Annotated in this window: 2 protein-coding genes and 1 pseudogene; all 3 read left to right on the forward strand. The window is 61.9% G+C overall.

Annotated features, from left to right (window positions below; translation table 11 throughout):
• Positions 1-332 precede the first annotated feature (332 nt).
• The gene (locus ABJ99_RS20675) at positions 333-3740 is read left to right on the forward strand and encodes a non-ribosomal peptide synthetase (RefSeq protein ID WP_054087394.1); all 3408 of its coding nucleotides are present in this window, start codon (positions 333-335) and stop codon (positions 3738-3740) included.
• Positions 3737-11681: pseudogene (locus ABJ99_RS20680) on the forward strand (amino acid adenylation domain-containing protein). The gene ABJ99_RS20675 and the pseudogene ABJ99_RS20680 overlap by 4 nt, the downstream one beginning before the upstream one ends.
• 14 nt (positions 11682-11695) lie before the next feature.
• Positions 11696-14184 (forward strand): condensation domain-containing protein (locus tag ABJ99_RS20685; RefSeq protein WP_154864480.1); only part of this gene is annotated, 2489 nt, incomplete at its 3' end.

A 14184-nucleotide genomic window follows, 5' to 3' on the forward strand; every position in this document is an offset into this window, starting at 1 on the left:
TCAAGTAATGAAGCTTTCAGGCTTCTGCCCGTAGGGCGTGGGAGCGAACTTGTTCGCGATGGGGTGCGAAGCGGCCCTAAAGCAGGCCACCCTGGTTGTGCCTGATACACCATATGTAACGGTTTTACTGCCGGTTCCCGGCAGATCGCGAACAAGTTCGCTCCCACGCCCTACGGGCAGAAGCAGACGCGGATTTGTGCCTAACCTGAACGCTGCCACGACACTCAGCCGCTCCACGCCACCACAAACCTTTCTAAATATTTCCCCGCCAATTCGTTCTTGTTGATACGACCCCGCCTGACGGTCAGCCCCATTCAGCAAGGACTCGATCCATGAACCCCGAACACGCCAAGAAACTCGCTCGTCGTTTTGTCGAGTTACCCCTTGAAAAACGTCGCCTGTTTCTCGAAGGCATGCGCAAGGAAAACATGGATTTCGCGCTGTTCCCGATTCCTTCCTGCGAAGGGCTGGCCGAGCGCGACGGGCTGTCTTATGCCCAGCAACGCATGTGGTTTCTCTGGCAACTGGACCCGCACAGCGCAGCCTACAACCTGCCGATGTCGGTGTGCCTGAATGGCCCGCTGGAACTGCCGCTGCTGGAGCGGGCGTTCAGCGCGCTGGTCGAGCGTCATGAAAGCCTGCGCACCATCTTCGGCCAGGAAGGCGACCGTGCGTTTCAGCGTGTTGCGCCGCCAGCGTCAGTGAACATCCGCCTGATCGACCTGAGCCCGCTGCCGCCCGAGCAGCGCTGGTCGAACGTGCGGCAGGCGATGGCCGAGCAGGCGGCGCAGACCTTCGATTTGCAGCGCGGGCCGCTGTTCACCGTGCAGGTATTGCGCCTCGCCGAGCAGGAACACCTGCTGCTGCTCAACCTGCACCACATAATCACCGACGGCTGGTCGATGAACGTGCTGATCGACGAATGGCTGCGCGGTTACGACGCGCTGCTGGCCGGCAAGCCGCTGCCTTTCCAGCCGTTGCTTGTGCAGTATCGCGACTACGCTGTCTGGCAACGCAGCTGGCTGGAAGCCGGTGAGCAAGAGCGTCAGCTGGATTACTGGCGCAAGCACTTGGGCGAAGAACATCCGGTACTCGAACTGCCTACCGACCGTCCCTACCCGGCGCTGCCCAGCCATGACGGCGCGCGCCTGGAACTGGCGCTGGAGCCCGAGCTGCTGCGCAACCTGAAAACCCTCGCGCAACGGCAGGGCGTTACCCTGTTCGTGGTGCTGCTGGCGACCTTCAAAAGCCTGCTGCATCGCTACAGCGGGCAGACCGACATACGCGTCGGCGGTCTGATCGCCAACCGCACGCGCAGTGAAACCGAAGGTCTGATCGGCTGCTTCATCAATACCCAGGTGCTGCGCAGCGAAGTCACGGCGCAGACGCGCTTTGTCGATCTGCTGCACACCGTGCGCGATGCCTCGACCGGTGCTCAGGCGCATCAGGAAGTGCCATTCGACGCGATCATCGACGCCTTGCAGCCCGAGCGCAGTCAGAGTCACAACCCGCTATTCCAGGTGATGTTCAATCACCAACCGGTGGTCGCCGACCTGCTGGATAAACAGCTGAGCGGTGGCCTGCGCGTGGCCAATCTGCCCGCCGAGCAACAAGCGCTGGCCCAGCGCTCGCACGCCGCTGCCAGTGACCTGATGCTCGCCACCAGCGGTGAAAGCGAGCAACTGAACGCTGCCTTTACTTACGCCACCGACATTTTCGATCAGCCGACCATCGCTCGACTGGCCGCCCATTGGCGCAACCTGCTGACGTCGGTCTGCGCTGACCCGTTGCAGACCATCGCTGAGTTGTCGATGATTTCCAACGAGGAGCGCACGCAGTTGCTGGATGTCGGCAGCGTAACCAGAGCCGACGCAACCCCTGCGCATCGCCAGTTCGAAGCACAAGTACAACGCACACCCAACGCCCCGGCGCTGATCCTCGCCGGCGAAGGCCAGCCGCCGAGCCTGACCTACGCCGAACTGAACCAGCGCAGCAACCGCCTGGCTTGGCAACTGCGCGAGCAGGGTGTTGGCCCGGACGTGCTGGTCGGCGTGGCGCTGGGCCGTTCGCTGGACATGCCCGTCGCGTTGCTGGCCGTGCTCAAGGCGGGCGGTGCCTACGTGCCGCTGGACCTCAGCGCGCCGAGCGAGCGTTTGCGTCATGTGTTGCAAGACAGCGGCCTGAAACGGCTGCTGACCCACAGCGAACAGCGGCCGACGCTGCCTGAACTGGCGGGCATTCAGTGCCTGTGCATTGATCAGATGAACAGCGAAGCAGCCAGTGCAGAAAATCCGGTTGTCGATATTGATCCGGCCCATCTGGCCTACGTGATCTACACCTCGGGCTCGACCGGCCGGCCAAAAGGCGTGGCGATCAGTCATGGCGCACTGGCCGAGTTCGTCACCTTGGGCGCGGACTACAGCGACCTGCGCGAAGGCGATCGGGTTCTGCAATTTGCCACGCAAAGTTTCGACGGCTTCGTCGAGCAGTTCTACCCGCCGCTGTGTCGCGGCGCGGCCGTGGTGCTGCGTGACGAGCGTTTGTGGGACAGCGCCACCTTCCATCACGCCATCGTCGAACACGGCGTGACCCTGGCAGACCTGCCCGCAGCTTATTGGCTGACCCTGGTTCAGGATTTCGCCGCCAGTCCGCCCGCGCATTACGGCGCACTGCGGCAGATTCACGTCGGCGGCGAGGCGATGGCCGTCGAAGGCCTGCGGCTGTGGCACAAGGCCGGGCTGGGGCATGTGCGCCTGCTTAACACCTATGGCCCGACTGAAGCTACGGTGGTGTCGAGCATTCACGATTGCAGCGCGCTGACCCCGGAACAGGTGTCGTGGCGCGGCGTGCCGATCGGCAAAGGGCTGGCGGGGCGTCGGTTGTACGTGCTCGACGACCAACTGAACCTGCTGCCGCAAGGCGCGGTGGGCGAGCTGTACATCGGCGGGCCGGGGTTGGCGCGGGGTTATCACGCCCAGCCGGGCCTGAGCGCCGAGCGTTTTGTGGCGGATCCGTTCGTTGCCGGCGAGCGCCTGTACCGCACTGGCGACCGTGCCCGACTGCGCACCGACGGCGCTGTCGAGTACATCGGCCGGGTCGATCATCAGGTAAAAATTCGCGGTTTCCGCATCGAGCTGGGCGAAATCGAATCGCGCCTGCAGCAATGCACAGGCGTGCGCGAAGCGGTGGTGCTGGCGGTTGCGCTGGCAGGCAGTATGCAACTGGTCGCCTACGTGGTGCCGCAGGTCGCAGCGAACAGCGATGCCGAGCAGCTCGCGCTGCGCCAGCGCATCAAGGGCCAGCTGCAAACCAGCCTGCCGGATTACATGGTGCCGACGCATCTGTTGCTGTTGGCCGAACTGCCACTCACGCCCAGCGGCAAACTCGACCGCAAGGCCTTGCCTGCACCCGATTCAAGCCAGTTGCAGGCCCGTTACCGCGCGCCGCACAGCGAGGTGGAAATCTGCCTCGCCGCCATCTGGCAGGAAGTCCTGCACGCGCAGCAGGTCGGGATGGACGACCACTTTTTCGAACTGGGCGGCCATTCGCTGCTCGCCGCGCAAGTCATTGCGCGGATCAAGACCCGACTGGGCGTCAGCCTGCCGCTGCGCGTTCTTTTCGAAAAACCGCTGCTGGGCGAACTCGCCGCCGAAGTGGCGCTGCTGACCGACAACACAACGGATAACGACTGGAGCGACATGGACCAGTTCATGGATTCACTGGAGGAATTTGGCGCATGACCGGGACCACTGCTGCACGTATCGCGAAACGTTTTGTTGGCCTTTCGCTGGAACAACGCCAACAGTTCCTTGCCCGCCTGCGTCAGGAAGGCAAGGATTTCAGCCTGTTGCCGGTGCCGGTCAGTCGTCATGATTTCAGCGCGATTCCACTGTCATTTGCCCAGCAGCGCCTGCTGTTCCTTTGGCAGCTCGACCCGCTGAGCGACGCCTACAAGATGACCACCGGCCTGCGTCTGCAGGGCCCGCTGAACGAGTCAGCGCTAAGGCGTGCGTTCGATCACTTGATCGAACGCCACGAAGTATTGCGCACGGTGTTCCAGACCGATGGCGATCAGGCGCTGCAAGTGTTGCTGCACAACCAGAGCATCGCGCTGGACAGCATCGACCTGTCCGGCCTGGCTGACAGTGAACTGCGTGACGCCGAACTGGCGTTGCAGGTGACCACGCTCACCCGCCTGCCGTTCGACCTGCGCACAGGCCCGTTGCTGCGCGCGCACCTGTTCCGCCTCGCCAGCGACGAGCATGTGCTGGTGGTGAGCATGCACCACATCGTCTCCGATGGCTGGTCGATGGACGTGATGATTCAGGAGTTCGTCCACTGTTATCAGGCCTATGTGGACGGTCGCGAACCGAGTCTGCCGGCGTTGCCGCTGCAATACGCCGACTACGCCATCTGGCAGCGCCGCTGGCTGGAAGCGGGCGAGGGCGAGCGGCAACTGGATTACTGGCGCGGCCAATTGGGCGACGAGCAGCCGCTGCTCGACGCTGCGCAGGACTTCCCGCGCCCGGTGACACAAAGCTTTCAGGGCGAGCACCTGAGCTTTGATTTCGGTGCTGAGCTGTCGCAGCAACTCAATGCCTTTGCCCGCACCCAAGGCATGAGTCTATTCATGCTGGTGCTGGCGGGGTTTTCGCTGTTTCTGTCGCGCAAGGCCGGGCAGCGTGATATCCGCATCGGCGTGCCCAATGCCAACCGTGGCCGGGCGGAAACCGAAGGTTTGATCGGCTTCTTCATCAACACTCAGGTGCTGCGCTGCCAGATAGACGAGCGCCTGAGCTACCTCGATTTACTGGCGCAGATTCGCGACACCTCGTTCGGCGCGCAGGCGCATCAGGACGTGCCGTTCGAGCAACTGGTTGATCACCTCGCGCCGGAGCGCAACCTGGGGCACAACCCGTTGTTCCAGGCCAAGTTCAACCAGAACGTGGTTCTCAAACAGAAAACCGCCCTCAAGCTGGCAGGGCTGGAGGTCAGCGAATACGCTTTTGAAAAGCAGGGCGCGCATTTCGATCTGGCACTGGACATTACCGACGACGGCACGCTGATCCACGGCGATATGACCTACGCCAGCGACCTGTATCGGCGTGCGACCGTCGAGGGTTTCATTCCTGAGCTGCTGGCGCTGTTCAAAACGCTGCTCGATGCACCGGATGCGCCGCTGTTCAGCCTTGGTGCGCTGGCGGTCGAGCCTGTGCGTGACACGCGCGAGCCCGCGCCTCAGGTGCTGCAACTTTGGGATCGGCAGGTCGAAAGCCAGCCCGATGCGCTGGCCGCCCGCTGTCTGGATCGTACCCTGAGCACACGCGAGCTGGATCAGGCGGCCAATCAGCTGGCTCATCACCTGATCGGACTGGGTGTCCGCGAAGGCCAGCCGGTCGCGGTATTGATGGAGCGTTCGCTGGACTGGCTGACGGCGGTGCTGGCGATCTTCAAGGCCGGTGGGGTGTACATGCCATTGGACGTCAAAGCCCCCGATGCACGCCTGCAACAGATGCTGAGCAATGCCCGGGCAAAAGTACTGTTGTGTGCCGCAGGCGATCTACGTCAAACCTCTCTGAACCTCGCTGGTTGTCAGGGCCTGGCCTGGACGCCTGCGCTGTGGCAGGGCTTGCCTATCAGCCGTCCTGATACCCAGTTGTCAGCCGATTCTGCGGCCTACGTGATTCATACCTCCGGCTCCACCGGTCAGCCCAAAGGCGTAGTGGTCAGCCAGGGCGCGCTGGCCAGTTACGTGCGTGGCGTGCTTGAGCAGTTGCAACTGGCCCCCGAGGCGAGCATGGCGCTGGTTTCGACCATCGCCGCCGACCTTGGCCATACCGTGCTGTTCGGCGCGCTGTGTTCGGGACGCACCCTGCACGTGCTGACCGAGGCACTGGGTTTCGACCCGGACGCCTTCGCAGCCTACATGACCGAGCATCAGGTGGGCGTGCTGAAAATCGTGCCCGGTCATCTGGCCGCGCTGTTACAGGCGGCGCGGCCTGCTGATGTATTGCCGCAGCATGCGCTGATCGTCGGCGGCGAAGCCTGTTCACCTGCGCTGGTCGAGCAGGTGCATCAGCTCAAGCCGGGTTGCCGGGTGATTAACCACTATGGCCCGAGCGAAACCACGGTTGGCGTACTGACTTATGAAGTACCTGGCTTAACTCTATGTTCTGATCGAAGATCGGACGTCAACACCCTTCCCTGTGGGAGCGAACTTGTTCGCGAAGAGGCCGACACAGGCTTGCAAAAGGCTGAGGCTATACTAACGCTTTCGCGAGCAAGCGAAGCGTCGCCCGGCTCGCTCCCACAAGGTTTATATCTATCCACTAAGGTGCCAGTCGGCGCCCCGTTGCCGGGGGCCAGCGCTTACGTCCTCGACGACGTGCTGAACCCGGTCGCCACTCAGGTCGCAGGCGAGCTGTACATTGGCGGCGACAGCGTTGCGCTGTGCTATCTCGGCCAGCCTGCGCTGACTGCCGAGCGCTTCCTGCCGGACCCATTCGCCCAGGATGGCACCCGCGTTTACCGCAGTGGCGACCGCATGCGGCGCAATCATCAGGGCCTGCTGGAATTCATCGGTCGCGCCGACGATCAGGTCAAAGTGCGCGGCTATCGTGTCGAGCCTGCTGAAGTGGCGCGGGTGCTGCTGGGGCTGCCTTCCGTCGCGCAAGTCAGCGTGCTGTCATTACCTGTCGATGAAGACGAATCGCGCCTGCAACTGGTGGCCTATTGCGTGGCGGCAGCCGCTGCCAGCCTGACTGTCGACAGCCTGCGCAAGCAACTGACCGCGCGCTTGCCCGATTACATGGTGCCCGCGCAGATCCTGCTGCTGGACCAACTGCCGCTGACCGCCAACGGCAAACTCGACAAGCGTGCCTTGCCCAAGCCGGGCGTGATCAAGCAGCGCTATACCGCACCGGTCGGCGAGATCGAGGAAAAGCTCGCCGCCGTCTGGGCCGACGTGTTGAAACTGGATAAGGTCGGCAGCACCGACAACTTCTTCGAACTGGGCGGCGATTCGATCCTCAGCCTGCAAATCATCGCCCGCGCCAAGCGCCAGGGCATTAAACTCAGCCCCAAGCAGTTATTCGAAAAACAGACCATCAGCCAACTGGCTTCGGTGGCCAGACTGATCGAGAAAAAGCCCGCTGCGGCGGCAGAGCAGGTCAGCGGTTCGCTGCCGCTGCTGCCGATACAAGCACGTTTCTTCGAACTGGACATCCCCCAGCGTCAGCACTGGAATCAGGCGCTGATGCTCAAGCCCCTGCGAACGCTGGATGAAGCCTATCTTCAAGCTGCACTCACGGCACTGATCGAACAGCATGACGCGCTGCGTCTCGGTTTCACGCAACAGAACGGTCAGTGGCAAGCCACGTTCGGCGCGCTGAACACTCGCGAGCTGCTCTGGGTTCACGAACTGGACAGCCCTGAACGATTGACCGAACTGGCTAACGAAGCACAACGCAGCCTGGACTTGAAAAACGGTCCGCTGTTGCGTGCAGTGCTGGTCAACCTGCCGCAGGGCGAGCAACGTCTGTTGCTGGTGATTCACCATTTGGTGGTGGACGGTGTGTCATGGCGGGTGCTGCTGGAAGACTTGCAACAGGCTTATCTCGCCATCGCAGCAGGTCGGCCATTGTCGCTGCCGGCGAAAACCACTTCGCTCAAGCGCTGGGCCGAGCAATTGCAACAGTATGCGACCGGCGCAGCGCTGGCGGCCGAGCGTGATTACTGGCTGCACGCGTTACAGGGCGCCGATCAGCCGCTGCCCCGCGACAAGCCCGAAGGCACGATGCGCAATCGCGATGCGGCCCATGCCTCGTCATGGCTGAGCAAGGACCTGACCCACAAACTGCTGAAAGTCGCGCCCGCCGCCTACCGCACGCAGGTCAACGACCTGCTGCTGACCGCGCTGGCGCAAGTGCTGTGCGAGTGGAGCCAGCAGCCGTCGGTGCTGGTGCAGCTGGAAGGGCATGGCCGCGAAGACCTGTTTGACGACACTGACCTCAGCCGCACGGTGGGCTGGTTCAGCAGTCTGTTCCCGGTCCGCCTTACCCCGCAGACTGCGCCGGGTGCGAGTCTGTGTGGCATCAAGGAACAATTGCGTGCGGTGCCGAACAAAGGCATTGGTTACGGCGTGTTGCGCCATATGGCTGACTCGACGTTTGCGCAGCCATTGGCCGCGCTGCCTCAGGCGCGGGTCACGTTCAATTATCTGGGTCAGTTCGACGGCAGCTTCAATGAACAGCAAGGCGCGCTGTTTGTGCCAAGCGCTGACAGCGTTGGTGTTGCGTTGTGCGAAGACGGCGCGCTGGGCAACTGGCTGAGCCTCAACGGTCAGGTGTTCGACGGCCAGTTGCAACTGGACTGGACCTTCAGTCGCGAGGTGTATCAGGCCTCGACCATCGACACCTTGGCGCGTCGTTATGAGCAGGCGTTGACCACGCTGATCGACCACTGCATCGACGGGCATCAAGGCGTCACGCCGTCAGACTTCCCGCTGGCGCATCTCACTCAGGCACAACTCGACGCGCTGCCCATTGCAGCGGGCGAAATCGAAGACATTTACCCGCTGTCGCCGATGCAGCAGGGCATGCTGTTTCACTCGCTGTACGACGCGGGCGCTGGCAACTATATCAACCAGCTGCGGGTGGATATCAGCAGGCTGGATGTGCCGCGTTTCCACAACGCCTGGCAATCAGCGGTCAACAACCACGAGGTGCTGCGCAGCTGTTTTTTCAGCCAGAGCGAGCAGTCGCTGCAAGTGGTACAGCGTCAGGTGACGCTGCCGTTTATCGAACTGGATGCGCGGGGCAAGCCAGAAAGCTGGCTCGACGACTGGGCGCAGGCCGACCGTCAGCGGGGCTTCGATCTGGCGCAAGACCCGCTGTTGCGCCTCGCGGTACTGCGCATTGCCGATGAGCGCTGGCAATTGATCTACACCAGTCATCATATTCTGATGGACGGCTGGAGCAGTTCGCGGCTGTTGGGCGAAGTGCTGCAACGCTACAGCGGCCAGACGCCGCCGAAACAGGCGGGACGTTACCGCGATTACATCCAGTGGTTGCAGAATCAGGACGCCGACCTCAGCGAGCGCTTCTGGACAGCAGAGCTGGCCGAACTGGATGAGCCGACCCGCTTGCTGCAAGCCTTCAAAACATCAACCGATCAGCAGGGCTATGGCGATTACATCCAGTTGATCGACGCCGACGGCACCCGGCGCTTGAGCGAGTTTGCCCGCGAACAGCACGTGACCCTCAATACGCTGGTGCAATCTGCCTGGCTGTTGCTGCTGCAACGCTACACCGGCCAGTCCAGCGTGACCTTTGGCGCCACGGTGGCCGGGCGTCCGGCTGAATTGCCGGGCGTCGAGGAGCAACTGGGCTTGTTCATCAACACCCTGCCGGTGATCGCCAGCCCGCGTTCGGAACAGACCGTCGGCGACTGGGTGCAGCAGGTGCAAGCGAAAAACATTGCCCTGCGCGAACATGAACACACACCGCTTTACACTATTCAGCGTTTGGCACGACACAGTGGCGAGGCGTTGTTCGACAACATTCTGGTGTTCGAAAACTACCCGGTGTCCGAAGCCTTGCAGCGTGCGCCGGAGGGCCTGACTTTCAGCGACCTGCGCAATCAGGAACAGGCGCATTACCCGCTGACGCTGGTGGTCGAGGCCAACGACGTGCTGTCGGTGCGCTTCAGTTACGACCGGCAACACTTCAGTGCCGAAGGCATTCTGCAACTGGCGGCGCACTTCGATCACCTGCTGCAGAGCCTTAGTGCATCAGCAACGGCGCGTCTTGGCGAACTGGCCCTGCCAGCGGTCTGGACGCAAAGTGTGCAGCGCTTTCCAAGCGAGCAGTGCGCCCATCAACGCATCGAAGCTCAGGCAGAACGCACCCCGCAGGCCATCGCCATGAGCTTGGGTGCCAAGCAATTGAGCTATCGGCAGCTCAACAGCCGCGCTAACCAGTTGGCCCATAAACTGCGCGAGCAGGGCGTCGGCCCGGATGTTTGCGTGGGGCTGGCGGCCGAACGCAGTCTTGAAATGATTGTGGGGATGCTGGCCATCCTCAAAGCCGGTGGCGCGTACGTGCCGCTGGACCCCGATTACCCGCAGGATCGACTGAGTTTTCTGATGCACGACAGCGGTATCGAATTGTTGCTGACTCAGGCGCATTTGCTGGGCCAGTTGCCGATTCCTGCACACGTTCAAATCCTGAATCTGGCGGATGCGCTAGATGGCTACAGCTCGGAAAATCTGGTCAACCAGACCACGCCGGATAACCTGGCCTACGTGATCTACACCTCGGGCTCGACCGGCAAACCGAAAGGCACCTTGCTGACTCATCACAACCTGATGCGCCTGTTTGCTGCCACGGATAACGGGTTCAAGTTCGACGAGAAAGACGTCTGGACGCTGTTCCACTCCTTTGCCTTCGACTTCTCGGTCTGGGAGATTTTCGGCGCGCTGCTGCATGGCGGTCGACTGGTAATAGTGCCGCGCGAAGTAACCCGTTCGCCGGAAGAGTTCCATATGCTGCTGGTTGAACAGCAGGTCACGGTGCTCAACCAGACGCCTTCCGCCTTCAAGCAACTGATGCGCGTGGCCTGTGAGTCGCCTTTGTCGATGTCACTGGAAAAAGTCATCTTCGGCGGCGAAGCGCTGGACGTCGCCAGCCTGAAACCCTGGTTCGCACGTTTCGGCGATCAGACACCGCAACTGATCAACATGTACGGCATCACCGAAACAACCGTGCATGTGACCTACAGGCCCTTGACCGAGGCCGATACGCACAATCCGGCCAGCCCGATTGGCGAAGCGATCCCGGACTTGTCGTGGTACGTGCTGGACGCCGATTTCAACCCGGTCGCCCAGGGTTGCAGCGGCGAACTGCACATTGGCCATGCCGGTCTGGCGCGGGGTTATCACAACCGCGCGGCACTGACCGCTGAGCGCTTTGTGCCGGACCCGTTCGCCAACGACGGCGGCCGTTTGTACCGCACCGGCGACTTGGCCCGTTATAAAAACGCAGGAAGCATCGAATACGCCGGACGTATCGACCACCAAGTGAAAATCCGTGGCTTCCGTATCGAACTGGGCGAAATCGAGGCACGGCTACAAGCGCACCCGGCTGTACGCGAAGTGGTTGTGCTGGCGCTGGAAGGTCAACTGGCGGCGTATCTGCTGCCGACTCGGCCTGATCAGGATCAACAAGCGCTGCGTGAAACACTGAAAGCCGAGCTCCGTGCGAACCTGCCGGATTACATGGTGCCCACGCATTTCATCGTTCTCGACAAGCTGCCGCTGACCGCCAACGGCAAGCNCCGGTCAGTTGCAGGCGGCCTACGTCGCGCCGCAAGGCGAGCTGGAAGAACAATTGGCAGCGGTCTGGAGCGAAGTGCTCAAGGTTGAGCAAGTCGGGCGCAGCGACAACTTCTTCGAACTCGGTGGCCATTCGTTGCTGGCGGTGCAGATGCTGGTGCGGGTTCGCGAGCAGTTACAGCGCGAGGTCGGCCTCAAGGACCTGTTCGAACAGCCGGTGCTGGCTGACTTCTGCGCCGCGCTGCAAGAAAAAAATGGCGAAAGTGACCATGCACTGGACGAATTGACTAAATCACTGGAGGCACTCAAACGTTTATCAGCGGAGGAAATTGATAATTTGATTGCTTAGCAGGAGAGACCCCAGTGCAACAGTTGCTTGACTCCGTTAAATCGCTGTCCGCCCGTGAACGCAAGGCGCTGGCGATCCTGCTCAAGCGCCAGGGGGTGAATCTCTACGGGGTTACGCCGATTGCCAGACGAGAGACGCCGGCACCGTCGGCGCTCTCGTACGCGCAGCAGCGGCAATGGATCATCTGGCAGCTGGAACCGCACAGCGCGGCCTACAACATTCCATTGGCGTTGCGCCTGCATGGCGCGCTGGATGTCGAGGCGTTGCGGCGCAGCATCGAACACCTGATCGAGCGTCACGAAACCCTGCGCACCACCTTCGAGCAGCAGGGTGATGAGGCGTTGCAGGTGGTGTATCCGGCGTCGCCGTTTGCGCTCAATGTTGATCAACTGGCACTGGGCGAAACGGTCGAACGCTATGTCGATCATGAAGTGCAACGGCCCTTCGATCTGCACCACGGGCCGCTGCTGCGGGTCAGGCTGCTCAAGCTGAGCGAGCAAGAACATGTACTGGTGCTGACCCAGCACCACATCGTCTCCGACGGCTGGTCGATGCCGATCATGGTCGACGAGCTTATGCAGTGCTACCAGGCGGCCACACTGGGACGAGAGGCCGAGCTGGCGCCGCTGCCGATCCAGTACGCCGACTACGCGATCTGGCAGCGTAACTGGCTGGAGATGGGCGAGCAGGAACGCCAGCTGGCTTACTGGAAGCAGCAACTGGGCGATCAGCAGCCGATTCTTGAATTACCCACCGATCGACCGCGCCCGGCGCTGCGCAGCTACGAAGGCGCGCGACTGAACGTCGAACTGGACGTCGTGCTGCTGAACAGCCTCAAGGCACTGGCGCGGCAGCAGGGCATCACCCTGTTCATGCTGTTGCTGGCGTCGTTGCAGACCTTGCTGCACCGCTACAGCGCTCAGGCCGACATACGCGTTGGCGTGCCCGTCGCCAACCGCACCCGCAGTGAAACCCAAGGGCTGATCGGCTTCTTCGTCAATACCCAGGTGCTCAAGGCCGAGTTCGGCGCGCAGACCACCGTGGCCGACCTGCTGCAACAGATCAAACAGACTGCCGTGCAGGCCCAGGCCCATCAGGACCTGCCGTTCGAGCAACTGGTCGAAGCCTTGCAACCTCAGCGCGACCTGAGCCGCAGCCCGCTGTTTCAAGTGGCCTACAACCACCAGAGCGAAGGCTACAACGAAGCCCGCGAGCTGGCCGGTCTGCGCCTGGAGTATCAGGTGTCCGACAAGCACACCGCACAGTTCGACCTGACCCTGGACACCTGCGAACGCCAGAACGGCCTGGTTGCCTCGCTGACCTACGCCACCGACCTGTTCGACGCCACAACCATAGAGCGAATGGCCGGGCACTGGCGTAACCTGCTGAGCGGCATGTGCCGCGACGTCACTCAGCGCATTGCCGACCTGCCATTGCTGGGCGCTGAAGAGCGGCAGAGCACCCTGCGCGACTGGAACCACAAGCTTGCGGTTTACCCGACTGAGCAGTGCGCCCATCAACGCATCGAAACCCAGGTAGAACGCACGCCGCAGGCCATTGCGCTGACCTTCGGTTTTGAGCAGCTGAGCTACCAGCAACTTAACAACCGCGCTAACCAACTTGCGCACAAACTGCGCGAGCAGGGCGTAGGCCCGGATGTTCGCGTGGGGCTGGCGGCCGAACGCAGTCTGGAGATGATTGTGGGGATGCTGGCCATCCTCAAAGTCGGTGGCGCGTACGTGCCGCTGGACCCGGATTACCCGCAGGATCGCCTGAGTTTTCTGATGCACGACAGCGGTATCGAATTGTTGCTGACTCAGGCGCATTTGCTGGGTCGGTTACCGATCCCGGCGCACGTTCGGACCCTGGATCTGGCTGATGCGCTGGACGATTACAGCACCGAAAACCCGATTAGCCAGACCACGCCAGCCAATCTGGCCTACGTGATCTACACCTCCGGTTCGACCGGCAGGCCCAAAGGCACCTTGCTGACTCATCACAACCTGATGCGTCTGTTTGCTGCCACGGATAACGGGTTCAAGTTCAACGAAAAAGACGTCTGGACGCTGTTCCATTCGTTCGCCTTCGACTTCTCGGTCTGGGAGATTTTTGGCGCGCTGCTGCATGGCGGTCGACTGGTAATCGTGCCTCGCGAAGTAACCCGTGCGCCGGAAGAGTTCCATGCGCTGCTGGTTGAACAGCAGGTCACGGTGCTCAACCAGACGCCTTCCGCCTTCAAGCAACTGATGCGCGTGGCCTGTGATTCGCCTGTGCCGACGTCGTTACAAAAAGTCATCTTTGGCGGCGAAGCGCTGGACGTTGCCAGCCTGAAACCCTGGTTTGCACGCTTCGGCGATCAGACGCCACGACTGATCAACATGTACGGCATCACCGAAACCACCGTGCATGTGACCTACAGGCCCATAACCCTGGCCGACACGCACAACCCGGCCAGCCCGATTGGCGAGGCGATTGCGGACCTGTCGTGGTACGTGCTGGACGC

The organism is Pseudomonas syringae pv. cilantro (assembly GCF_001293775.1).
In the GTDB taxonomy this organism is placed as follows: Bacteria; Pseudomonadota; Gammaproteobacteria; order Pseudomonadales; family Pseudomonadaceae; genus Aquipseudomonas; species Aquipseudomonas syringae_P.

Excerpts from the sequence above, each read along its gene's own strand:
- ABJ99_RS20675 (WP_054087394.1), top strand. The coding sequence starts at position 333 with ATGAACCCCGAACACGCCAAGAAACTCGCTCGTCGTTTTGTCGAGTTA.